This window comes from Kocuria rhizophila (assembly GCF_003667225.1).
Lineage (GTDB): Bacteria > Actinomycetota > Actinomycetes > Actinomycetales > Micrococcaceae > Kocuria > Kocuria rhizophila.
This window is the reverse complement of record NZ_RCOM01000001.1, coordinates 12513-36066: the sequence shown is the minus strand read 5'-3', so window position 1 is coordinate 36066 and position 23554 is coordinate 12513. Positions and strand designations below refer to the sequence as shown.

17 protein-coding genes, 1 tRNA gene and 1 pseudogene are annotated in these 23554 nt (G+C 71.6%); 4 read left to right on the top strand and 15 right to left on the bottom strand.

Going from position 1 to position 23554, the window contains the following annotated elements; translation table 11 throughout:
* The first annotated feature begins 114 nt into the window (after nt 1-114).
* Nucleotides 115-1083, top strand: coding sequence for an NAD-dependent epimerase/dehydratase family protein (locus D9R02_RS00145; protein WP_102613434.1), 969 nt, complete (start codon nt 115-117; stop codon nt 1081-1083).
* 132 nt (nt 1084-1215) lie between these two features.
* Here D9R02_RS00145 and D9R02_RS00140 read toward each other — a convergent pair whose 3' ends face one another.
* The 9 genes from D9R02_RS00140 to argS all read right to left on the bottom strand — a co-directional run bounded on the left by D9R02_RS00140 (nt 1216) and on the right by argS (nt 13690).
* Nucleotides 1216-2319 carry an L-threonylcarbamoyladenylate synthase gene (locus tag D9R02_RS00140; RefSeq protein WP_102613433.1) on the bottom strand — a complete coding sequence of 368 codons (1104 nt, stop codon included), beginning with the start codon at nt 2317-2319 and terminating at the stop codon, nt 1216-1218.
* Nucleotides 2316-3206: a peptide chain release factor N(5)-glutamine methyltransferase gene (gene prmC, locus D9R02_RS00135; protein ID WP_102613432.1), complete on the bottom strand. Its 891-nt coding sequence runs from the start codon at nt 3204-3206 to the stop codon at nt 2316-2318. The genes D9R02_RS00140 and prmC overlap by 4 nt, the downstream gene beginning before the upstream one ends.
* Nucleotides 3207-3211: 5 nt before the next feature.
* Nucleotides 3212-4321 carry a peptide chain release factor 1 gene (prfA, locus tag D9R02_RS00130; RefSeq protein ID WP_019309363.1) on the bottom strand — a complete coding sequence of 370 codons (1110 nt, stop codon included), beginning with the start codon at nt 4319-4321 and terminating at the stop codon, nt 3212-3214.
* A 52-nt stretch (nt 4322-4373) separates the two neighbouring features.
* On the bottom strand, nt 4374-6494 hold the full coding sequence (rho, locus tag D9R02_RS00125) for a transcription termination factor Rho (protein ID WP_102613431.1): 2121 nt from the start codon (nt 6492-6494) through the stop codon (nt 4374-4376).
* A gap of 294 nt (nt 6495-6788) precedes the next feature.
* Nucleotides 6789-7751: a homoserine kinase gene (gene thrB, locus D9R02_RS00120; protein WP_082142012.1), complete on the bottom strand. Its 963-nt coding sequence runs from the start codon at nt 7749-7751 to the stop codon at nt 6789-6791.
* A 56-nt stretch (nt 7752-7807) separates the two neighbouring features.
* Nucleotides 7808-8917, bottom strand: a complete 1110-nt coding sequence (gene thrC, locus D9R02_RS00115) for a threonine synthase (RefSeq protein WP_039101955.1) — start codon at nt 8915-8917, stop codon at nt 7808-7810.
* Between the two features lie 105 nt (nt 8918-9022).
* Entirely contained in the window at nt 9023-10339 is a 1317-nt protein-coding gene (locus D9R02_RS00110; protein WP_102613430.1) for a homoserine dehydrogenase, read from the bottom strand.
* A gap of 242 nt (nt 10340-10581) precedes the next feature.
* Nucleotides 10582-12015 (bottom strand): diaminopimelate decarboxylase, encoded by a 1434-nt coding sequence (lysA, locus tag D9R02_RS00105; RefSeq protein ID WP_102613429.1) that lies wholly within the window; start codon nt 12013-12015, stop codon nt 10582-10584.
* Between the two features lie 4 nt (nt 12016-12019).
* Nucleotides 12020-13690, bottom strand: coding sequence for an arginine--tRNA ligase (gene argS, locus D9R02_RS00100; protein WP_039101982.1), 1671 nt, complete (start codon nt 13688-13690; stop codon nt 12020-12022).
* Nucleotides 13691-13811: 121 nt separating this feature from the next.
* On the opposite strand from argS, the gene D9R02_RS00095 reads away from it, so the two are divergent.
* Nucleotides 13812-13884 (top strand) — tRNA-Arg (locus D9R02_RS00095).
* Nucleotides 13885-13977: 93 nt separating this feature from the next.
* On the opposite strand, the gene D9R02_RS00090 is transcribed toward D9R02_RS00095, so the two are convergent.
* The 4 genes from D9R02_RS00090 to D9R02_RS00075 are packed head-to-tail and all read right to left on the bottom strand — an operon-like array spanning nt 13978 to nt 17234.
* Nucleotides 13978-14349, bottom strand: a complete 372-nt coding sequence (locus D9R02_RS00090; protein WP_223110293.1) for a hypothetical protein — start codon at nt 14347-14349, stop codon at nt 13978-13980.
* 5 nt (nt 14350-14354) lie between these two features.
* Nucleotides 14355-15263: an ABC transporter ATP-binding protein gene (locus D9R02_RS00085; RefSeq protein ID WP_019309371.1), complete on the bottom strand. Its 909-nt coding sequence runs from the start codon at nt 15261-15263 to the stop codon at nt 14355-14357.
* 4 nt (nt 15264-15267) lie between these two features.
* A complete protein-coding gene (locus D9R02_RS00080) occupies nt 15268-16236 on the bottom strand; it encodes an ABC transporter permease (RefSeq protein ID WP_039101958.1) in 969 nt (322 codons plus the stop codon).
* Nucleotides 16237-16241: 5 nt separating this feature from the next.
* Nucleotides 16242-17234, bottom strand: coding sequence for an ABC transporter substrate-binding protein (locus D9R02_RS00075; RefSeq protein WP_059281184.1), 993 nt, complete (start codon nt 17232-17234; stop codon nt 16242-16244).
* A 162-nt stretch (nt 17235-17396) separates the two neighbouring features.
* Between D9R02_RS00075 and hrpA the strand changes: the two genes are divergently transcribed.
* Nucleotides 17397-21527 (top strand): ATP-dependent RNA helicase HrpA, encoded by a 4131-nt coding sequence (gene hrpA / locus D9R02_RS00070; RefSeq protein ID WP_235005043.1) that lies wholly within the window; start codon nt 17397-17399, stop codon nt 21525-21527.
* 188 nt (nt 21528-21715) lie between these two features.
* On the opposite strand, the gene D9R02_RS00065 is transcribed toward hrpA, so the two are convergent.
* Nucleotides 21716-22147 carry an HIT family protein gene (locus tag D9R02_RS00065; protein WP_019309375.1) on the bottom strand — a complete coding sequence of 144 codons (432 nt, stop codon included), beginning with the start codon at nt 22145-22147 and terminating at the stop codon, nt 21716-21718.
* A 46-nt stretch (nt 22148-22193) separates the two neighbouring features.
* Nucleotides 22194-22856, bottom strand: coding sequence for an MBL fold metallo-hydrolase (locus D9R02_RS00060; RefSeq protein ID WP_019309376.1), 663 nt, complete (start codon nt 22854-22856; stop codon nt 22194-22196).
* A 209-nt stretch (nt 22857-23065) separates the two neighbouring features.
* Between D9R02_RS00060 and D9R02_RS00055 the strand changes: the two are divergent.
* Nucleotides 23066-23473, top strand: a pseudogene (locus D9R02_RS00055) (Fur family transcriptional regulator); the annotation flags it as partial.
* Between the last annotated feature and the right edge of the window lie 81 nt (nt 23474-23554).

Sequence of the window (23554 nt, the reverse complement as noted above, 5' to 3'; positions counted from 1 at the left end):
CACCCGGACGATGCCTCGGTGTCCGCTGGACGCCCGCGGCTCGGTCACGGCATCCACCCTGCCCGGCCGGGCGCTACCGTACGATGGTCGAACCACCATGGGAGGAGACACACAGTGACGGTTCACAGCTGGCGCGTTCTCGGGGCGACGGGTTTCATCGGCTCCGCGATCACCACGGCCCTGCAGGCCCGGAGCATCCCGGTCACGCCCGTGGCCTCACCCCGCCTGGCCTCCCCGGCCACCACCGTCCACCACCTCGTGGAGCACGCCCAGCGGCTCGAGTCCGTGATCGACTACCTGGCCGACTCCTTCGCCGGCGCGGACACCGTGGTCAACGCGGCCGGCCTGGCCGCACCGGACCAGACCCACCAGCAGTCCCTGACGGGTGCCAACGCCCTGCTGCCGGTGCTGGTGGCGCTCGCGGCGCACCGCACCGGTGTCCGGCGGGTCATCCACATGAGTTCCGCGTCCGTGCAGGCGGACGCCCCCGTGCTGGACGAGTCCATCCGCACCGCGCCGTTCTCCCCGTACTCGTTCTCCAAGGCGCTCGGAGAATCCGCGCTGTACCGGCTGCACTCCGAGTGGCGCTCCGAGAAGGGCGCACCCCAGCTCACCGTGATCCGCGCCACGTCCGTGATGGGCAGCGAGCGGCGGACCACGCGCAGGCTCGCGCGCTTCGCCTCCTCGCCGCTGAGCTCGGTGGCCGGGGACGGCTCCGCACCCACGCCCGTCACCTCGGTGACCGCGCTCGCGCAGTTCACCGTGGCCGTGGGCGAATTCCCCCGAACCCTGCCGCCCGTGATCCTGCAGCCCTGGGAGGGCGCCACCACCGGCTCCGTCCTGCGCGACGCCGGACGCCGGGAGCCGCTGTCCATCCCGCCCTGGCTGTGCCGCGCCGCGATCGCTTCCGCGCGTTTCCTCTCGCAGGCATCGGGGCACCGCTACGCCGGCGCCATCCGGCGGCTCGAGGTCACGTGGTTCGGCCAGCAGCAGGTTCCGGGCTGGGCGCACGAGAACGGTGTGCTGCCGGAGCCGCACGTGCAGGAAGTGCTGCGCCAGGCCCACCTGGCCCTCGGCCGCTGAGACGCGCTCCCGCGCACTCCCCCGCGACGACACCGCCCGGCCCGCACCGCCGCGCCGAAACCGTCGGCGCCAGGGACGGCCTCCGGGCGAACTGCGCCTGCGCCGCGCGCTTGCGGGGGTGCCGGGGCAGGGTCAGGCCTGCGGGTCCTGGGTGCCGTCGGCCACGAGCCGTTCGGCGTCCGCCGTGCTCAGCGCACTCGTGCCACCCCAGCGGGGCTCGTGCCGGTGGTTGCGGTCCCGCACCTGGTCCACCGGGCGTGCATCCTGTGACGGGCCGTCCCACACCATGGCGGTGATGAGCTCCTCGTCGGACGTCTCGTCACCCTCCTCGGCGTCTCCGTTCACGGGAGCGGGCCGGCCGGTCCGCACGGCGCTGCCCGCCAGGCCGGCGGCCACCGCGCCAGTGGGCTCCACGCCGTTCTGCTTGGCACGTTCTTCACAGTCCCGCGCGGACGACGCCGCCGCTGCCGTGCCAGCACCGCCCGTTGCGCCGTCCTCGTGGGCACGGCCGTCCCCGGCCGACGCGGAGGGGCGCTGCGACGTGGCCTGGGCCGCGGCGTCGTCGAGCCCGCCGCCGTGGACCGCGGGGACGACCTCGCGCAGCCGCTGCAGGGGGATGGCGCCGTGGCGCAGCACCACCGGTGTCTCCCCCGTGCAGTCGACGATGGTGGAGGCGGTGTCCCTGGCGTCCTCCGCCGGCTCCTCGACCGGCCGGGGACCGTCGTCGAGGTAGAGCGGCACCCGGTCCTGGAGCATGTCCTGTGCCGCCTGCGCGGTGCGGGCGGCGGGCATCCCGGTGCGGTTCGCCGAGGAGACCGCCATGGGACCCACCCGCTCGAGCACGGCCCGCGCGGCGGCGTCGTCCGGCACGCGCAGCGCCACCGTGCCGTGCGTCTCGCCGAGGTCCCAGCCGAGGGACGGCTGGGCCCAGCACACCAGGGTCAAGGCCCCGGGCCAGAAGGCCTCGGCGAGGGCGCGGGCGTCCTCGCCGACCTCGTCCGCGAGCGCCTCCATGACATCGGGGCGGGCGATCAGCACCGGCGGCGGCATCTCGCGGGTGCGGCCCTTGGCGCCCAGCAGGCCCTGCACGCCCGGCGCGGAAAATGCGTCGCAGCCGATGCCGTACACCGTGTCCGTGGGAAGCACGACGCACTCGCCGTCGGCCACCACCTCCGCGGCCCGCGCCACGGCGGTCTCCCGCTCCTCCTCGGTCCCGCAGGGCAAGATCTCGCTCACGAGCAGCTCCTCAGCTCATCGTCCGGGTGTGCGTCCGGCACGCGGGCCGTGGTGGCCCGGGGCCGGTCGGTCAGGTCGTGGTGGAGGCGGACGTCCTGGAACCCGCGCTCGGTCAGAGCCAGCGCCACGGGCTCCACCTGGGACTCCGCGTGCTCCATGATGAAGGATCCCCCGGGTCGCAGCACCCGCAGAGCCGTCTCCATCACGGCGATCGGGTGGCGCATCCCCGCCCGGTCACCACCGTAGAGCGCGGTGGGCGGGTCGTAGTCGCGCACCTCCGGGTCCCGGGGAATCTCGCCGTCCGGAACGTAGGGCGGGTTGCTCACAACCACGCAGAAGTGCCCGGCAGTGTCCGGGGTGACGTCCCGGTAGTCGCACTCCAGCAGTCGCACGCGCGAACCGGACAGGTTGCGGCGGGCCCACTCCAGGGCACCGGGTTCCCGCTCCACGGCGGTGACCCGGCACGCGGGGTCCTCGCTCGCCACGGCCAGGGCGATCGCCCCGGTGCCTGTACCCAAGTCGATCACGGCAGGGTGCGTCTCGCCCGCCTCGCGCCAGAGCCGCGCGTCGTCGAGCGCGAGCTGCACGAGCAGCTCCGTCTCGGGACGGGGCACGAAGACCCCGGGGCCCACGGCGAGCTCCAGATCGCGGAAGGGCGCGGTGCCCGTGATGTGCTGCAGCGGTTCCCGGGCGGCCCTGCGCCGTACGAGGTCGTGGTAGCCCGCGGGCTCGGCGGCCCCCAGGATGGCGCGGGCCTCGGTCTCACCGCGCGAGAGTCCCAGCGCGTGGGCGGCGAGCAGAGCGGCGTCGGCGTCCGGGGACGCGACACCCGCGGCGGCAAGCTCCGCCCGACCCCACGCGATGGCCTGCGCCAGAGTGCTGCTCACCGGGCTCAGCTCTTCCGGCCCGCGGACCCCTGCTCCGCCGAGTCCTGGCCCAGCTGCTCCAGGCGGGCCCTCTCGTCGAGCTCGACCGCCGAGGCGATCACCGGTTCCAGCGCGCCGTCCAGAACGTGGTCCAGGTTGTAGGCCTTGTAGCCGGTGCGGTGGTCCGCGATCCGGTTCTCCGGGAAGTTGTAGGTGCGGATCCGCTCCGAGCGGTCCACGGTGCGGACCTGGGACTTGCGGGCCGCGGCGTTCTCCGCGTCGATCTGCTCCTGCTGGTGCGCGAGCAGCCGGGCGCGCAGCACGCGCATGGCCGCCTCGCGGTTCTGCAGCTGGGACTTCTCGTTCTGCATGGAGACCACGATCCCCGTGGGGACGTGGGTGATGCGCACGGCCGAGTCCGTGGTGTTCACGGACTGACCGCCGGGACCGGAGGAGCGGTAGACGTCGATCTTGAGGTCGTTCTGGCTGATGTCGATCTCGTCCGGCTCGTCCACCTCGGGGAACACGAGGACACCCGCGGCGGACGTGTGCACCCGGCCCTGGGACTCGGTCACGGGAACTCGCTGCACACGGTGGACCCCGCCCTCGTACTTGAACCGGGCCCATGCTCCCTCGGACGGGTCCGAGGAGCTGCCCTTGACGGCGAGCTGGACGTCCTTGTAGCCGCCCAGCTCGGTGGGGGTCGAGGAGAGGATCTCGGTCTTGAGACCGGACTGCTCCGCGAAGCGCACGTACATGCGCAGCAGGTCCCCGGCGAAGAGCGCGGACTCGTCCCCGCCCTCCCCCGCCTTGACCTCGAGGATCACGTTGCGGCCGTCGTCCGGGTCGCGCGGGACGAGCTTGCGGCGCAGCGCCTCACGGGCCTCCACGAGCTCGTCCTCGAGGGGCTTGACCTCCGCCGCGAGCTCGGGATCCATGCTCCCGAGCTCGCGCGCGGCCTCGAGGTCCTCGGACAGCCGTTCCACCCGACGGTGTGCCTCCACGATCCCGTTGAGCTCGGAGTAGCGCCGCCCGAGCTTCCGGGCCCGGCCCGCGTCCGCGTGCACGGCGGGATCCGCCAGTTCGCGCTGCAGCTGAGCGTGCTCATCCAGCAGCGGCTGAACGGGGTCGGACATGTGGGGCACTCCTTGATCGACGGGTGGAACGAGCGGACCGCGGGTGCGGTTCCTAGTGGCCGGCCAGCGTGGTCTTCTGGACCTGCATCAGGAACTCGGCGTTGGACTGGGTGTCCCGCAGCTTGCTGGTGAGCAGCTCGAGCGCCTGCTGCTGCTCCAGACCGGAGAGCACGCGGCGCAGGCGCCACATGATCTTGATCTCCTCGGAGGACAGCAGGTTCTCCTCGCGGCGGGTGCCGGAGGAGTTGACGTCCACGGCCGGGAAGATGCGACGGTCCGCGAGCTGGCGGGAGAGCCGCAGCTCCATGTTGCCCGTGCCCTTGAACTCCTCGAAGATGACCTCGTCCATCTTGGACCCGGTCTCCACGAGCGCGGTGGCCAGGATGGTGAGCGAGCCGCCGTTCTCGATGTTGCGGGCGGCGCCGAAGAACTTCTTGGGCGGGTACAGCGCCGCGGAGTCGACACCACCGGACAGGATGCGCCCGGAGGCGGGGGCCGACAGGTTGTACGCACGGCCCAGACGCGTCATGGAGTCCAGCAGGACCACCACGTCCATGCCCATCTCCACGAGGCGCTTGGCGCGCTCGATCGCGAGCTCCGCGACCGTGGTGTGGTCGTCCGCGGGACGGTCGAAGGTCGAGGCGATGACCTCGCCCTTCACCGTGCGCTGCATGTCGGTGACCTCCTCGGGGCGCTCGTCCACGAGCACCATCATGAGGTGCACCTCGGGGTTGTTGGTGGTGATCGCGTTGGCGATCGACTGCAGCATGAGGGTCTTGCCCGCCTTGGGCGGGGAGACGATCAGGCCGCGCTGGCCCTTGCCGATCGGTGCCACGAGGTCCACCACGCGGGGACCGATCTTCTTGGGGTCGGTCTCCAGGCGCAGCCGCTCCTGCGGGTAGAGCGGGACGAGCTTGTTGAACTCCACCCGCTCCTTGTTCTCCTCGGGCGTGCGACCGTTGACCGAGGTCAGCTGCACGAGCGCGGAGAACTTCTGGCGGGAGCTGTTGTGCTGCTCCCCCTCGCGCGGGGCACGGATGGCGCCCACCACGGCGTCGCCCTTGCGCAGGTTGTTCTTCTTGACCTGCGAGAGGCTCACGTAGACGTCCGAGGGACCCGGGAGGTAGCCGGAGGTGCGCACGAAGGCGTAGTTGTCCAGCACGTCCAGGATGCCCGCCACGGGCAGCAGGACGTCGTCCTCGGTGATCTCCACGTCGTCCACGTCCGGGCCGTTGTTCCGGTTGCGGCGGTTGCGACGCTCGTTGCGGTCGTTGCGGTCCCCGCGCTCGCCGCGGTCATTGCGGTCGTTGCGGTTGCGGTTGCGCCGGTTGCGGCGCGAGCCGCCCTCGCCGTCCCCGCCGTTGTTGCCGCGGTCGTTGCGGTTGCGGTTGCGGTCGTTGCGGTTCTGGCCGTCCTGGCCGTTGCCGCCGTCCCCGGACCCGTTGTCCTTGGACCCGTTGTCCTTGCCGCCGCGGCGGTTCCCCTGGTCCTGGCCGTTGTCCTTGGCATCGCCCTGCTGGCGCTGACGGCCGTCCTCGGAGCGGTTGTCCTGGCCGGACTTCTGGTCCTGCTTGCCCTCGCGGGACTTCTCGTCCTGCGAGGAGGCGTCGCGGTCCTGCGGCGAGGACTTCTCGTTGCGGTTGCCGCGGCCGCGCTGGTTGCGGTTGCCGCGGCCGTCCTTGGACTCGTCGGACTGCTGCTCGGAGCCGTCCTGGGCGGAGCTCTGCTCGGCCGACTGCTCCGCATCGTTCTTGTCCTGGCCGGAGGGGGCGCCGTGGCGGTCCCCGGAGGCCGTGGCGCGGCGGGAGCGCCGCGAACCGGACTGGCGCTTGCCGCCCTGGTCCCCGGACTCGTCCTCGGCGGACTCGGTGGACTTCTGCTGCGAGCCCTCGGCGGGCTCAGCGGCGTCGTCGGAGCCGGTGTGGCGCTGGGAGGCCTTGCGGGCGGTCTGCTGGATCTTCTCCTCGACGGCCTTGTCGCGCTCGGCGACGGCGCCGCCGCGCTGGTGGGCCTCGATGGCCTCCACGAGGAGGGACTTGCGCATGCGGCGCGCGCCCGTGATGCCGAGCTGCGCGGCGAGCGCCTGCAGCTGGGCGAGCTTGAGACCGGACAGTCCGGTGCTCTGCGCGGTGGAGGATTCCGTTCCCTGTTCGGGGGCGGTGGATTCTGTCACGAAGGTTCCTTCTGACTCGGTGGGGGCTGCGGCATTCAGATCGCCGGCAGCCCGGCGTTGTGGGTGTGGGCCGCGCGCGGCGGGCCACGAGAGGCACGCGCGGTGAGCACGCGTGATCAGCAATGAAGTCCCCCGAATCCCCCGCTCGAGCGAACTGCCACATCACAGAGGTGGCGGGGCTTCACGGGAGAGGATCGCAGAGAGGCGACGCCTTCGAACACCTGCGGTGGGTCACTGCGCACGGGGCTCAACTGCGGGGCTGCGTCATCCGACAGGCGGACGCTCACCCGGGGCCTATTGCGTGGATGCCTCCACTTTAGCACCCTCGCCGGGCACCCGCAGGGCAAGCACCCGCCACGACACGGGCTCGCCCCCGTGGCGGCGGGTCGACGACGCCGGGTCCGCGGTGATCTCCCCGATCGCCTCCTGCGCCGCTCGCGCCCGCTGCCCACCGTTCGCGAGCGTCAGCACCGTGGGGCCCGCACCGGAGATCAGAGCGGCGTGACCGCGCTCGCGCAGCCCGGTCACGAGCTCCCAGCTGGGCGCCATGGCCTGCGCGCGGTAGGGCTGGTGGAGCAGGTCGTGCGTGGCGTCCAGCAGCAGCTCGGGGTGCTGCCCGAGGGCCGCCACGAGCAGCGCGGCCCGGCCCGCGGTGACCGCCGCGCTGCGGTGGGCCACGGTCTCGGGAAGCAGCCCGCGTGCCACCGCAGTGGCCACCTCGAAGTCCGGAACAGCCACCACCGGCACCACGTCCGGGTGCACGGCCATCGGAACACTGTGGAAATGCCCTTCCGTCTCCCAGGAGATCGTCAGACCGCCCAGGAGGGTGGGGGCCACGTTGTCCGGGTGTCCCTCGAGCCGCGAGCACACCTGCAGCAGGGCGTCGTCGGAGAGCCGCGCGGATGCCGGCAGCAGGGCGTTGCCCGCGAGCACACCCGCCACCACCGCGGAGGCGGACGATCCCATCCCGCGCCCGTGCGGGATCACGTTGTGGGCCGTGAGCCGCACCGGGGGCAGGACGCCGGCCCCGGCGGCGTCGAACGCGGCCTGCGCGGCACGCAGCACCAGGTGCTCGCCCGTGCGCGGGACGTCCTGGGAACCCTCGCCGTGCAACTCGAACTCCAGGCCCTCGCGGATGCGGGTGAGGCTCACGGTGTCACGGTGCTCCAGTGCGAGGCCCAGGGAGTCGAAGCCGGGACCCACGTTGCCCGTGGACGCCGGCACCGTGACGCGCACGGTGGCGCCCACCGGTGCCACGCCGCCGTCCACGCGCCCTGCCCCGTGGGCCGCCGGGCGCGCCGATTCCCGGGCGCTCACGCGAGACCGAGGGCCGCCGCGACGGACACCACGTCGAAGGGAACCCGCGTGGGCTCCGCCGCCTGCGGATCCTCCGCCTCGGCACCCTTGACGGCCCACTGCGGGTCCTTGAGCCCGTGGCCCGTGACGGTCGCGACGATCGTCGCACCGGAGGGCACCTCCCCCGCGCGCGCCTTCTTGAGCAGTCCCGCGACGCTCGCGGCGGAGCCCGGCTCCACGAACACGCCCTCGCGCGAGGACAGCCAGCGGTGCGCCTCCAGGATCTGCTCGTCCGTGACGGCGTCGATGAGTCCGCCGGACTCGTCCCGGGCCGCGACCGCCGTGTCCCACGAGGCCGGGTTGCCGATCCGGATGGCCGTGGCGATGGTCTCCGGCTCCGTCACGGGGTGGCCCAGCACGAGGGGCGCTGCGCCCTCCGCCTGGAAGCCCCACATGGCCGGGGTGCGCGTGGCCACGGCGGGCAGCACCTCACCGGACGTGGCCGGGGTGTCCTGCGCGTACTCGCGGTAGCCCTTCCAGTACGCGGTGATGTTCCCGGCGTTGCCCACGGGCAGCACGTGGATGTCCGGGGCGTCGCCCAGGGTGTCCACCACCTCGAACGCCGCGGTCTTCTGGCCCTCGATGCGGTACGGGTTCACGGAGTTCACCAGGAACACCGGGTAGGACTCGGAGAGCTTGCGGGCGACCTCCAGGCAGTTGTCGAAGTTGCCGTCCACCTGGATGATGTCCGCTCCGTGGGCCACGGCCTGGGACATCTTGCCCATGGAGATCTTGCCCTCGGGCACCAGCACCGCGCTGCGCATCCCGGCCTGCTTGGCGTAGGCGGCCGCGGACGCGGACGTGTTGCCGGTGGACGCGCACACCACGGCCTGCGCCCCGGCCTCTTTGGCCTTGGTGATGGCCATGGTCATGCCGCGGTCCTTGAAGGAGCCCGTGGGGTTCATGCCCTCGAACTTGAGCCACACGGTGGAGCCCGTGAGCTCGGACAGCGCCCGCGCACGGATCAGCGGGGTGCCGCCCTCCCCCATGGTCACGACCTCGGTCTGCTCCGTCACCGGCAGCCGGTCCCTGTACTCGTTGATGACGCCCCGCCAGACGTGTGCCATGCCGTGTTGCTCCTCGGGTCAAGTGCTTGCAGTTCAGCTCGTGCTCCGACCGCCTCCGGGCGGTCACCGGTTGCCGGGCGACGACGCCGCCGCCCGGTTCGCGCTCTATTCTCCCGTCTCCACCGGGGTCACGGACACCACGTCCCGGACCGCGTCGAGGCCGCGCAGCGTCTCGACCGTGGCCATGAGGTCCTCGTGGCGGCCCTCGTGCGTGACCAGGCGCAGCATCGAGGTTCCGGTCACCCGGGGGTCCTCGCTCTGCTGCATGGTGGAGATGGAGACCCCGTGGTCCGCGAAGACCTGGGCGAGCCGCGCGAGCACACCCAGCCGGTCGGACACGGCCAGGGTCACGGCCAGCCGGGTGCGGACGTCGGCCATGCTCACCGCGGGCAGTCCCGCGTGGTCCGCGAGCGGGATCCCCTGGGCCCCCAGGGCGATCGCGCGTGCCGCGGAGACCAGGTCCCCCAGCACCGCGGACGCCGTGGGCTCGCCGCCGGCACCCTGTCCGTAGAACATCAGGGACCCGGCCGAGGCCGCCTCCACGAACACCGCGTTGTAGGCCCCGCGCACCCCGCCGAGCACGTGCTCGCGCGGGACCATCACGGGGCTCACGCGCAGGTTCACGCCCTCCCCGCAGCGCTCCCCCACCGACAGCAGCTTGATCACGTACCCGGCTTCCCGTGCGGCCGCGACGTCCTCCGCCGTGACACCCCGGATGCCCTCGCAGTGGACGTCGTCGATCGTGTAGCTGGAGTGGAACGCCAGGGACGCCAGCACGGCGGTCTTGGCGGCGGCGTCGTGGCCCTCCACGTCCGCGGTGGGGTCCGCCTCCGCGTAGCCCAGGCGCTGGGCCTCGGCCAGGGCGTCGTCGAACGCGGCACCCGTGGTGTCCATCTGGTCCAGGACGAAGTTGGTGGTGCCGTTCATGATGCCCAGGAACCGGTCCACGCGGTCGCCCGCGAGCGAGTCCCGCATGGGGCGCACGATCGGGATGGCCCCGGCCACCGCGGCCTCGTAGGACAGCTGGGCGCCCGAGGCACCCGCGGCGTCCTGCAGCTGCCGTCCGGACTCCGCGAGCAGCGCCTTGTTGCCCGTGATCACGGACTTGCCCGCGTCCAGAGCGCGCAGCACGCGCGTGCGGGTGGGCTCGATCCCGCCCGTGAGCTCCACGACGACGTCCGCGGCGTCGATCACGGCATCCGCGTCCGTGGTCAGCAGCTCGGCGGGCAGCTCGACGTCCCGCGGGGCGGCCGTGTCCCGCACCGCGATCCCGCTCAGTTCCAGGCGCACCCCGCTGCGCAGGGCCAGCTCGTCCCCACGCGTGAGCAGGACGTGGGCCACCTGGGAGCCCACGGTGCCCGCGCCGAGCAGGCCGACCTTCAGGACGGGAGTCTCGTGGGTGGTCGTCGCAGTGGTGGTCATGGCTCCTGTGCTCCTCCGTGGTCTCACGGGTGTCGGTGACATGGGGTGGGCCGCCGCCGTGGTGCGCTGCGGCCCCGGGCGGGCTGCCCGCGCCGTGCTCCGGCCGGGCGGTGGTCCAGCTGGGCAGGGCGGGTGGTCGCGGGATGCCCGCCCCATCATGGCAAGGACGACGACGCCGCGCAGGTTCGTGACGGCTGCCCGCGGTTGGTGCGCACGCCGTCGTCGTCGATCTCGCCGAGCGGTCAGATTTCGCAGTCCCGGGCCAGCAGATCCGCCACGGACTCGCGGCGCACGATCTCCCGGGAGGCGCCGCCCTCGCCCACGGCCACGATGCCCGGGCGCGGGAGCCAGTTGTAGTTGCTCGACAGGGACCAGCAGTAGGCGCCGGTCACGGGCACCACCAGGAGGTCGCCCCGCTGGACGTCCCCGGGGAGGTAGACGTCCTTGACCACCACGTCACCGGACTCGCAGTGCTTGCCCACCACGCGGGACAGCACGGGGGCCTCGTGGGAGACCCTGTTGGCGAGCACCGCGGTGTAGTCCGCCCCGTAGAGCACGGGACGGGCATTGTCGCTCATCCCGCCGTCCACGGAGACGTAGCGGCGCTGCACACCCTGCTCGACCGTCACGGTCTTGACGGTGCCCACGGTGTACACCGTGCAGCCCGCGGGCCCCGCGATGTATCGACCGGGCTCGAAGGACAGGTGCGGTGCCGGCAGCGAGGAGGACTCCAGGACGGCCGGGAGCAGGGCGGCGAGGTCCGCCGCGATCTCCTCGACACCGCGCGGGGAGTCCGCGGCGGTGTAGGCGACCCCGTGTCCTCCGCCGAGGTCCACCTCGGGCAGCACCACGTCCCAGCGGGAGGCCACGGCCTCCCGCAGCGCCAGGACGCGCTGGGCCGCCTGGGCGAATCCCTCGGCCGCGAAGATCTGGGAGCCGATGTGGCAGTGCAGACCGCGCAGGTCCAGGGCGTCGGCGGCGTCGAGGCACGAGACCACCGCCTGCAGGGCCGGGGAGTCCTCGCCCTCTGCGCCGGCGGCGAGCGAGAGACCGAACTTCTGGTCCTCGTGCGCCGTGGCGATGAACTCGTGCGTGGAGGCGTGCACCCCCGGGGTCACGCGGACCATCACGGGGGCCCGGGTGCCGAGCTCCCGCGCGAGCGCGGCCACCAGCTCGATCTCCGCGAGGGAGTCCACCACGATGCGCCCCACACCGGCGCGCAGCGCGGTGGTGATCTCCGCGGCGGACTTGTTGTTGCCGTGCAGGGCGATGCGCTCACCGGGAACCCCGGCTGCGAGTGCAACGGCCAGCTCCCCACCGGAGGCGGTGTCGATGCTGAGTCCCTCGGCCAGTGCCCAGCGGGCCACCGCCGAGGTGAGCAGGGCCTTGGACGCGTAGTACACGGCCACGTCCACCCCGAGCGGTGACAGGGCGCGTTCGAACGCCTCCCGGAAGCCACGGGCACGGGACCGGAACGTGCGCTCCGAGACCACGTACGCCGGGGACCCGTGCCGCCGCGCGAGCTCCGTGACCGGGACCCCGTCCACCGTGACGCACCCGGAAGCGTCCCGGGCGTACTGGGACGTGAAGACCACGGGATCCAGAGTGGCGGCGTCCGGCGGGACGGGCAGCCATGCGGGGGCGAGCGGGTGGCCGCTCACGCTCTGCTCGGGCACCGGATCACATCCGCTCGGGAGCGGAGACGCCCAGCAGGTCCAGCCCGTTGGCCAGGACCTGGCGCACGGCGTCGTTGAGCCACAGCCGGGTGTGGTGCACGAGTTCCACCTCGCCGTCGCCCTGCGGGGTCACGCGGCACGCGTCGTACCAGCGATGGTACGCACCGGCCAGCGCCTCGAGGTGCCGGGCCACGCGGTGCGGTTCACGGAACTCGGCGGCCTGCGCGACGACCGACGGGTACTGCCCCAGGGCCGCGAGCAGGTCCGCCTCGCGGGGGTGCTCCAGCAGGGCGGCGTCGAACTGCGGGGCCCCCGCCTCGTCCAGACGACGGACGCCGGCGGCCTCCGCGTTGCGCGCGACCGCGCACGTGCGGGCGTGCGCGTACTGCACGTAGAACACGGGGTTCTCGTTGGACCGCTTGGTGAGCACGTCCAGGTCGATGTCGATGTTGGAGTCCACCGAGTACCGCGTGAGGGAGTAGCGGGCGGCGTCCACGCCCACGACCTCCACGAGGTCCTCCATGGTCACCACGGTGCCCGCACGCTTGGACATCCGCACGGCAGTGCCGTCCTTGACAAGGTTGACCATCTGGCCGATCAGCACCTCCACGCCCTCCGGGGAGTCCCCGAGGGCGGCGGCCGCGGCCTTGAGCCGGGCCACGTAGCCGTGGTGGTCCGCACCCAGCATGTAGATGCACAGGTCCGCGCCGCGGTCCCGCTTGTTCTTGAAGTACGCGATGTCGCCGGCGATGTAGGCGGCGTTGCCGTCCGACTTGATGACCACGCGGTCCTTGTCGTCCCCGTGCTCCGTGGAGCGCAGCCACCACGCGCCGTCCTCGAAGTACAGCGAGTCCGAGGAGCGCAGCTGCTCCAGCAGGGTCTCCACCTGACCGCCCTGGAACAGGGAGTCCTCGTGGAAGAAGACGTCGAAGTCCACGCCGAACTCGTGCAGCGAGGACTTGATCTGGGAGAACATCAGCTCCACGCCCGCCGCGCGGAAGACCTCCTGCGGATCCTCCGCCTCCAGCGCGTCCGGGTGCAGCGCCAGGACCTCCTGGGCGATGTCCGAGATGTACTGCCCGCCGTAGCCGTCCTCCGGGGCGGCCTCGCCCCGGGCACGGGCCAGCAGGGACCGGGCGAAGCGGTCGATCTGGTTGCCGTGGTCGTTGAAGTAGTACTCGCGCACCACGTCCGCGCCCTGGGCCTGCAGCACGCGCGCCAGCGAGTCCCCCACGGCGGCCCAGCGGGTGCCGCCCAGGTGGATGGGGCCCGTGGGGTTGGCGGAGACGAACTCCAGGTTGATGGTGGTTCCGGCCAGCGTCTGCCCGGTGCCGAACGCGCGGCCCTGCTCCACGACCGACTGCGCCAGCTCACCCGCGGCGGCGGCGTCGAGCGTGATGTTGAGGAAGCCCGGCCCGGCGATGTCCACGGCCTTCACACCGGGTACCCCGCACAGGTGCTGCGAGAGGATCTGGGCGACGTCCCGCGGGGGGCGCCCGACCTTCTTGGCCACCTGCATGGCCACCGTGGTGGCCCAGTCCCCGTGCTCGCGGTTCTTGGGTCGCTCCACCCGCGCCTGCGGGAGGTCGACGCCGTCCGCCACGGTGAGCTCACCGGCGGTCACGGCGTCCTGCAGACATGCGGACACAGCGGAGGAAAGTTCTTCAGGAGTCACCGTGCCAGTGTAGCCGGGCGGGTTCTGCCGCACCGACTCCCGCTGATTGGTGCACCCGCGCAACCTGGTAGTATCGTCGAGTTGTCGTCGCGAGCCGAGCAGTTGGTGAACGGCACGGCATGCCCGCGTAGCTCAGTGGATAGAGCGTCTGCCTCCGGAGCAGAAGGTCGTAGGTTCGAATCCTGTCGCGGGCACCCTGAAAGCTCCACCCGTTGACGACGGCCCCGGTGACCCCGGGGCCGTTGTCATGTCCGGGCCTGTCGTCCTGTCCGGGCCCGCAGCACCTCTCAGCGCCGACCGCGCCGCTGCTCGCGGATCCTGTAGTTCGGGTTCAGCTCGAGCGGGTCGTACTCGTTCATGACGGACTCGGAGCCGTACTGCTCCTCGAGCAGCGCGTCCTCCGCCACCGGCTCGGGCGGCGCGGTGCGCCGCAGGACGACCCCCACGATCGTGAGGATCCCTCCCACGAACAGGGTGCCGAATCCCACGATGGTCATCACCCAGCCGCGCTCGGTGAGCGGCTGGCCCCCGTGGTCCGCGGCCGCCTGGCTGAGCGCCGCGAGACCCTCCGGCAGGGAGAAGCAGCACACGAAGAGCAGAATCAGCCCCACCGCAGTGATGACGGACGTCATGCGCTGTCTGCGGCGGGGCTGACTCATGGTGATCACTGACCTTCCGGTGCCACCTCCGCGGCGGAGGAGCCACCCGTGGGAGCGCCACCGGCGGGGACGCCCCGGGAGGGGGCGGCCGACGGTGCGGCGCTGCGAGCTGTTTCCAGAAGCGTAGCGTCATCCAGTGCCGGCTCGCCCGTGGCCGCCTGCAGCTTGCGGAACTCGGCCAGCAGGTCCGCCACGGTGGCCTCCGCCTTCTGCTGGGCGTCCAGCTCGAAGAGGATCCGGCCCTCGTGCATCATGATCAGCCGGTTGCCCAGGCGCAGGGCCTGCTCCATGTTGTGCGTGACCATGAGCGTGGTGAGGTGGCGCTCGTTCACGATCCGCTCGGTGATCTCCGTGACGTGCTGCGCCCGCTGGGGATCCAGTGCGGCCGTGTGCTCGTCCAGCAGCAGGATCTCCGGGGCGGAGAACGTGGCCATCAGCAGCGACAGCGCCTGGCGCTGACCACCGGACAGCAGACCCACCTTGGCGCCCAGCCGGTTCTCCAGACCCAGCTCGAGGGTGGCCAGCTCCTTCCTGAACTCCTCCCGCCGGGCGCGGGTGACCCCGCGGGACAGCCCGCGGGAACGGCCCCGCCGCTGGGCGATCGCCATGTTCTGCTCGATGGTCAGGGTGGGCGAAGAGCCCTTCATGGGGTCCTGGAACACACGGGAGATCCACTTGGCCTTGCGGTGCTCGGGCAGCCGGGTGACCACCCGCTCCCCCACCCGGATCTCCCCGCTGTCCGGGATGATCGTCCCGGAGACCGTGTTGAGCAGCGTAGACTTTCCCGCGCCGTTCGAGCCGATGACCGTGACGAAGTCGCCCTCGTTCACCGTGAGACTCACCCCGTTCAGGGCCACGCGCTCGTTGACCGTCCCCGCGAAGAACGTCTTGCGGACGTCGTCGACTGTCAGCATGCGGTCACGCTCCCTTTCCGGCTGAGGTTGTGGCGATGCTGGCGGTCACGGGGTGCTCGGTGCTGCTCCCCACGTCCGCCTGCACCTCCTGGGCGGCCTTGAGCGTGCGGCGCCGCTTCCAGCGCTTGAACACGGCCATCTGGGGCAGCACGAGCGCCACCACCACGAGCACCGCAGAGATCAGCTTCATGTCCGAGGGGTTCAGCCCGGCCTGCAGCGCCACCGTGATGACCAGGCGGTACAGCACGGATCCCAGGATCACCGCGAAGGTGGCGATCACCACGGTGCGGTGGCCGAAGATGCCCTGGCCGAGGATCACGGAGGCCAGGCCCACCACGATCATGCCGATGCCCATGCCGATGTCCGCGAAGCCCTGGTACTGCGCGATCAGTGCGCCCGCGAGGCCCACCAGGGCGTTGGAGAGGCACAGCCCGAGGATCTTCTGCGCGTCCGTGTTGACCCCGAACGAGCGGATCATGTCCGGGTTGTCACCCGTGGCCTGCATGGCCAGACCGGCATCCGTGTAGAGGAACCAGTCCAGCACCACCTTGACCACCAGCACTCCCACGAGCAGCAGCAGGACGCCGGTGACCGTGCCCTGCAGCCCGGCCTCGCGCAGCGGGGTGAAGACGGTGTCCTCACGCAGCAGCGCGAGGTTCGCCTTCCCTCCCATGAGCCGCAGGTTGATGGAGTACAGCGCGGTCATGGTCAGAATGCCCGCGAGCAGCCCGTTGATCTTGGCCTTGGTGTGCAGCAGGGCGGTGATGAGCCCCGCGAGGCCGCCCGCCACGAAACCCACCACGGTGGCGATCCACGGGCTGCCGCCGTTGAGGATCACCATGGCCGAGGTGGCGGCTCCGGTGGTGAACGACTGGTCCACGGTGAGGTCCGGGAAGTCCAGCACGCGGAACGTGAGGTAGACCCCCAGGGCCATGACCGCGTAGATCAGCCCGAGTTCGATTCCAGCAATCACCGGTTCTACTCGATGACCTGGTCGGCCTTGTCCCGCAGGCTCTGCGGGATCTCCACGCCCATGGCCTTGGCGGCCTTGGCGTTGACGATGAGCTTGGTCTCCTTCTGGGACTCCACGGCCATCTCACCGGGCTTGGCGCCGTCCTTGAGGATCTTCACCGCCATCTCACCGGTCTGCTTGCCGAGGTCCTTGTAGCTCAGCCCCTGGGTGGCCAGCGCACCGCGCTCCACGGAGTCTCCCTCGCCCGCGATGAGCGGGATCTTCTTGGCCTCGGCCGCGGAGATCACGGCCTCCAGCCCGGCCACGACCTTGTTGTCGGTGGGCACGTAGATGGCGTCGGTGTCGAAGGACTCCGCGGCCTGGGCCACCTCAGCCGTGGTGGTGACGGTCTTCTCCACGACCTTGAGACCCTCGGCCTCGGCGGCCTTCTTGGCCTCGTCCACCTGGATCTGCGAGTTGGTCTCACCCGAGCTGTAGATGATGCCCACGGACTTGGCGCCCGGCTCGAGCTGCTTGACCAGCTTGATCTGGTCCGCCACGGGGTTCATGTCGGTGGTGCCCGTGACGTTGCCGCCCGGGGCCTCCGCGGAGTCCACGAGGCCGGCGTCCACCGGGTCCGTCACGGCGGTGAAGAGCACGGGCTTGTCCGTGACGGCCTGGGCCAGCGACTGTGCGGACGGCGTGGCGATGCCGAGGATGAGGTCGTCCCCTGAGGACGCGAAGTTGGAGGCGATGTTCGTGGCGGTGGCCTGGTCCCCCGAGGCGTTCTGCACGTCCAGGGTGAGGTTCTCGCCCTCGGTGTAGCCGCCGTCCTTGAGAGCCTCCACGAAGCCCTCCCGCGCGGCGTCGAGCGAGGGGTGCTCCACGAACTGGGAGATGCCCACGGTGACCTTCTTGGTCTCCTTGCCGTCGCCCGACTGCTCGCCGCCGGAGCCACAGCCGGTGAGCAGCAGGGCGGCCGTCGTGGCCGCCGCGGCGACCGGGAGTAGACGCTTCATGGGGTGGTTCCTTCCATCACGGATCAATGATGAGTGGATGCTACCTGCCGATCGGTCGAAAATGAGACGCAGCTCACATATAGGGACAATTTCGCGTGTCACCTGGGCGGGAACGCGCGGCCCTGCGCGTGTCGGGGGCGGCCCGTAGACTGCACGGTTGTCATGACTGAGCCCATCACCACGCCCCGCATCGTGTACCCGGACAACCTCCCCGTCTCCGCGCGCCGGGAGGACATCATGTCCGCCATCCGGGAGAACCAGGTGGTGGTGGTCGCGGGTGAGACCGGCTCCGGCAAGACCACCCAGCTGCCCAAGATGTGCCTCGAGCTGGGCCTGGGTGAGCGCGGACTGATCGGGCACACCCAGCCGCGCAGGATCGCCGCCCGCTCGGTCGCCGAGCGGATCGCCCACGAGCTCGGCGAGCGCGTGGGCGCCACCGTGGGCTACCAGGTGCGCTTCACGTCCGAGGTGGGCAGGGACTCCAGGATCAAGCTCATGACGGACGGCATCATGCTGGCCGAGATCAGCCACGACCCCACGCTCTCGCGGTACAACGCGATCATCATCGACGAGGCCCACGAGCGCTCGCTCAACATCGACTTCCTGCTGGGCTACCTCCGCCGGCTGCTGCCACAGCGGCCGGACCTGAAGGTCATCATCACCTCCGCGACCATCGACCCGCAGCGCTTCGCCGAGCACTTCGCGCAGCCGCACCCCGAGCACCCGGATGCGGACCCCTCCCCCGCGCCGATCATCGAGGTCTCCGGGCGCACCTACCCCGTGGAGATCCGCTACCGCCCGCTCACGCAGGAGCGCAGCGGGGACGGCGGTCCGGACGAGGAGGACACCGGGGACGGCCTCGCGGACGAGGACCGGGACCCGATCGACGCGGTGTGCGACGCCGTGGTGGAGCTCTCCCGCGAGCCGCGCGGGGACATCCTCGTGTTCTTCGCGGGCGAGCGCGAGATCCGCGACGCGCAGGACGCGCTGCAGAAGGTCATCGACTCCCACCGTTCCCTGGCCGGGACCCAGATCCTGCCCCTGTTCGGGCGGCTGTCCATGGCGGAGCAGAACCGCGTGTTCTCGCCGTCCTCCCACCGCCGCATCGTGCTGGCCACCAACGTGGCGGAAACCTCCCTCACGGTCCCCGGCATCAAGTACGTGGTCGATCCCGGCACGGCTCGCATCTCGCGGTACTCGGCGCGCACCAAGGTCCAGCGCCTGCCCATCGAACGGATCTCCCAGGCCTCGGCCAAGCAGCGCTCGGGCCGCTCCGGGCGCACCTCGGACGGCGTGTGCATCCGGCTGTACTCGGAGGAGGACTTCGAGTCCCGCCCCGAGTTCACGGATCCCGAGATCCTGCGCACCAACCTGGCCGCGGTGATCCTGCAGATGATCTCCGTGGGCGTGGTCCGGGAGCCCGGCGACATCCTGGACTTCCCGTTCGTGCAGAAGCCGGACCCGCGCGCGGTCAAGGACGGCGTGGTGCTGCTGCGCGAGCTCGGCGCCCTGCGCGGACCGGGTGGTGCGGCGGACGGCGACGACGCGGCGTCGCGCCCCGCACGCAGGTCCCGTGGCGGCCGCCGGAACCGTGGCCGGCGGGGCGGACACCGTGGCCCGCTGACCCGCACCGGTGAGATCCTCGCGGCCCTGCCCGTGGACCCGCGTCTGGGCCGGATGATCGTGGAGGCGGACCGCCGCGGCTGCGCGCGCGAGGTGCTCGTGCTCACCGCGGCCCTGACCGTCCAGGACCCGCGGGAGCGCCCCCTGGAGAAGCGCCAGGCCGCTGACGAGTTCCACGCCCGGTTCAAGGACAGGACCAGTGACTTCCTCTCCTACGGGCTGCTGTGGCAGTACCTGCAGGAGCAGCAGGCCGAGCTGTCCTCCTCGCAGTTCCGCAAGCTGTGCAAGCGCGAGTACCTGAACTTCCTGCGGATCCGCGAGTGGCAGGACCTCTACGCGCAGCTGCGCCAGATCGCCCGCCAGTCCGGCATCGACGTGGGCGGCTCGCGGGAGATCGACGTGGCCGCCCACCAGGACGACGTCCACAAGTCCCTGCTCTCCGGGCTGCTCAGCAACATCGGCGTGCGGGACGAGCGCACCCGTGAGTACCGGGGCGCCCGCGGCACGCGGTTCGCGATCTTCCCGGGCTCGGCACTGTTCAAGAAGTCCCCGGACTGGATCGTCTCCGCGGAGCTCGTGGAGACCTCCCGGCTGTGGGCCCGCACGAACGCCGCGATCCAGCCCGAGTGGGCCGAGGAGATTGCACCGTCCCTGGTGAAGCGCTCCTACTCCGAGCCCCACTGGTCCCGCTCGCGCGGCGCCGTGATGGCCTCCGAGAAGGTCACCCTCTACGGGCTGCCGCTGGTCAGCGAGCGCCCCGTGCTGTTCTCCTCGATCGACCCCGAGCTGTCCCGGGAGCTGTTCATCCGCCACGCCCTGGTGGAGGGCGACTGGCAGACGCGGCACACCTTCGTCAAGCGCAACCGTAAGGCGCTCGCGGAGGTCGAGGAGCTCGAGAACCGCATGCGCCGCAAGGACCTGCGCGTGGACGACCAGGTGCTGTTCGACTTCTACGACGCCCGGGTCCCCGCGCACGTGGTCTCGCAGCGACACTTCGACGCGTGGTGGAAGAAGACCCGCCACGAGGACGAGCACCTGCTGGACCTCACCCCCCAGGACCTCATCGCCCCGGAGGCTCCGGCTCTGGACACGGACTCGTTCCCGCGCTCGTGGCACGTGCACTCCCCCGAGGGGGACCTCAGCCTGGACCTGGACTACGAGTTCGCGCCGGGCACGGACACCGCGGACGGCGTCACGGTGCGGATCCCCGTGCTGTTCCTGGACCGGTTGGCGCCCGAGCAGTTCGAGTGGCACATCCCCGGCCTGCGCGTGGAACTGGTCACCGCGCTGATCAAGTCCCTGCCCAAGGCAGTGCGCCGCAACTTTGTGCCGGCCCCGGACACCGCGGCCGCGGCCGTGCGCCGGCTGGACGAGGAGTTCGACCCGCTCTCGGGCTCGCTGCTCGAGGCCCTCGCCACGGTGCTGCGCCGGATGCGCGGACACCCCGTGCAGGCCTCCGACTTCCACCCGGAGACGCTGCCCCCGCACCTGCGGATGCGCTTCGAGGTCCGGGACGCCCGCAACGCGGTGCTCGGCCGCGGGGACGACCTCACCGAGCTCAAGCAGCGATTGCGTCCGCGCGTGCGCGAGGCGCTCGCCCAGTCGCTGGGGCAGGCCGCGGCCCAGCTCTACGACGCCGCGGGTGCCTCCGCAGGCTCGGCCTCCGGCGGGGACGACGACGCCGCCGCGTCCGGTTCGCGGCGCGGCCGTCGCTCCGGTGGCGGCGACCGCAAGGGCCGGGGCGGTGCGCATCCGGGCGAGCGGGCGGCGTCGAGCGCGTCCCTGGAACGCACGGACCTGCGCGCGTGGCCCGAGCCGGATCCGCCCCGCAGCGTGGAGACCACCGTGGCGGGGCAGACGGTCACCGGCTACCCCACGCTCGTGGCCGTGGCGCCGGAAAAGCCGGGGGGCACGGAGCCCCCGCGCGTGGACCTGCGGATCCTGAGCGACCCCGAGGAGCAGCGCGCGGCCCAGCGCGACGGCGTGATCGCGCTGCTGCAGCGTGTGCTGCCGTCCGTGCACCGCTACGTGGTGGAGCACCTCAGCCAGCGCGAGCGGCTGGTGTTCACCCAGAACCCCCACGGTTCCGTGGAGGCCCTGATCCACGACTGCACGGGCGCGGCGATCGACCGGCTCGTGCCCCACGACCCCCCGTTCACACGGGCCGAGTTCGACCGGCTGGCCGAGCACGTGCGGGCGGAGCTCATCGACACGGTCTTCGCGGTCACGGCGCTCGTGACCACCGCGCTGAGCGAGGCCACCACGGTGCGCAAGCGGCTGAAGAAGCCCGGCTCACTGGGCGCGGTGCCCGCGTTCACGGACATGGCGGAGCAGGTGGACGGGCTCATCCACCCCGGCTTCGTGGGACGCACCGGGTGGCAGGCCCTGCAGCACCTGCCCCGCTACCTGGCCGGGGTCAACGCCCGGCTGGACAAGCTCTCCGGGCACCTGCAGCGCGACGCCGTGGCCATGCAGACCGTCCACGACCTCGAGGCCGAGTACCGTGCGGCCCTGGACGCAGTGCCGCCCACGGTGCCCACGCCCGCGGCGCTCAGGGCAATCCGGTGGGACCTGGAGGAGCTGCGGGTCTCGTTCTTCGCGCAGGAACTGGGCACCGCGCACACGGTGTCGGAGAAGCGGCTGCGCAAGAAGCTGCGCGAGCTGGGCTGAGACCCAGCGCGCGACGGACCATCACCCAGTTCACGGGGGCATGGCCCAGGAACACGAGTGACAGCCGTGGCGGGGGCCCAGGAGGCGCGCCCCTCAGTGCGCGAGTGCGGCACGCCCCGCACCGAGCGAGGAGGGCACCCCCTCCTTGGGTGAGGACCACGCTTCCGAGACCGGGAGCGTGAGTGCGCTCAGCCCTGCGACGGCACCGTGTCCTGGTGCCCCTGGGAGACGAGTGCCTCGCGGATCCGCCGGGCGGACTCGTCCATGACGGCGGCGTCCGGGTCCTGGTCCACGTTCGCGAAGTCGAACTCCTCGATCGAGTTGGTGGGCCACACGTGCAGGTGCGTGTGAGGCACCTCGAAGCCCTGGATCATGAGGCCCACGCGCTTCGGGGAGAAGGCGGCGTCCACGGCCCGGCCGATGGCACGGGACACCGTCATGAGATGGGTGGCCAGCTCCTCGGGGAGGTCGATCCACGCGTCCACCTCCCGGCGCGGGACCACGAGCACGTGGCCCTGGGCGAGCGGCTGGATGGACAGGAACGCGACGCACTGCTCGTCGGCCCAGACGAAACGACCGGGCAGCTCGCCCTCGATGATCTTGGTGAACACTGAGCTCACGGTGGAGTCCTCTCCTCGGTGGGTGGCCGACGGTCCGCCGGCCGGGTCAGCTGGTGGTGATCTCCACGCTCTCGCGCGGGGACAGGTGGCGGTAGCTGGTTCCGTAGAGTCCGGCGAAGTGGGCGACCTGCGTCTCGACCACGCCGAAGCCGTTCTCCGAGAGGAGGGCGTCGTGGATCTGGAACGCGGTGGTGGCCCGGGTGGCGATCATGAAGTCGATGACCTCGGACATCTTCGACCACGGCGCGTGCAGGGGCACCAGGACGGTGGGAACCGTGACCCCGCGTGGAACCGTGAACGAGTCGCCGGGGTGGAACACGGCGTCGTCGACCACGTACCCCACGTTGGCCACGGTGGGGATCAGGGGGTGGATCAGCGCGTGCTGGCCGCCGTGGGTGGTCACCGAGAACGGGCCGGCCTCGAACGCCGTGTCCGCGGTGACGGCGTGCAGGCGCGAGGTGTCCGTGACGTGCTGGGAGAGCTCCTCGACCACGGCGGCCGGGGCGTGGAGCGAGAGTTCGGGTGCCGACTCCAGCACGGCCGAGACACGGGGGACGTCGCAGTGGTCCGGGTGCACGTGCGTGACGAGCACGGTGTCCGCGCCGTCGAGCGCCTCCTCGACCTCCGAGAACGTTCCGGGGTCGATCACCAGCACCGCGCCGTCCTTCTCGAGCCGCACGCACGAGTGGGAGAACTTGGTCAGCAGCATGGTGCCAGCCTAGCGGCCCGCCGCGGCTCCGTGGGGGTCTCCGCGGCCCACGGTGGCCCCGGCGCACCTGACCCGTGCAGGTGGCCGCTCCCCGAGCCGGGCCCGTGGTCGAGGACCGGGGACCACCCGCCCGAGGTCCGCCTCGCCGCGCATGTCCGTGCCGCGCGTTAAGATGACCCGGACGACCGCTCGCGGAAAGGACGCCAGGGTTGAGCACCAAGACCACCGAACCCGCGGAGGTTCGCAACACCAAGCAGCGCCGGGCAGTGACCGCCGAACTGCACCGGCTGGAGGACTTCATCTCCACGCAGGATCTGCACCGGCGGCTCCAGGACCAGGGCGAGTCCGTGTCCCTGGCCACCACCTACCGGATCCTGCAGTCCATGGCGGAGCTCGGCCAGGTGGACGTGCTGCGCACCGCGGAGGGTGAGGCCATCTACCGCCGCTGCGAGGCCCAGCACCACCACCACCACCTGGTGTGCCGCTCGTGCGGGGCCACGGTGGAGCTGGAGGCGCCGGACATCGAGGCCTGGGCCGAGAACACGGCGCGGCGCCACGGCTACACGGACGTGGACCACACCGTGGAGATCTCCGGAATCTGCGAGCAGTGCACCGCCCGGCTCGAGGCCGAGGACACCCCCGTTAGCGAGGACCGCGGCGCAACGCTGCCCGGTGGCGGTTCCCCGGAGGCCGCGCAG

Bases quoted from the DNA above. Each gene is read 5' to 3' on its own strand.
- D9R02_RS00085 (WP_019309371.1), bottom strand. From the start codon at position 15,263: ATGCTGACAGTCGACGACGTCCGCAAGACGTTCTTCGCGGGGACGGTC.
- D9R02_RS00060 (WP_019309376.1), bottom strand. From the start codon at position 22,856: ATGCTGCTGACCAAGTTCTCCCACTCGTGCGTGCGGCTCGAGAAGGAC.
- prfA (WP_019309363.1), bottom strand. From the start codon at position 4,321: ATGTCCGACCCCGTTCAGCCGCTGCTGGATGAGCACGCTCAGCTGCAG.
- hrpA (WP_235005043.1), top strand. From the start codon at position 17,397: ATGACTGAGCCCATCACCACGCCCCGCATCGTGTACCCGGACAACCTC.
- D9R02_RS00110 (WP_102613430.1), bottom strand. From the start codon at position 10,339: ATGACCACCACTGCGACGACCACCCACGAGACTCCCGTCCTGAAGGTC.
- D9R02_RS00075 (WP_059281184.1), bottom strand. From the start codon at position 17,234: ATGAAGCGTCTACTCCCGGTCGCCGCGGCGGCCACGACGGCCGCCCTG.
- D9R02_RS00090 (WP_223110293.1), bottom strand. From the start codon at position 14,349: ATGAGTCAGCCCCGCCGCAGACAGCGCATGACGTCCGTCATCACTGCG.
- thrC (WP_039101955.1), bottom strand. From the start codon at position 8,917: ATGGCACACGTCTGGCGGGGCGTCATCAACGAGTACAGGGACCGGCTG.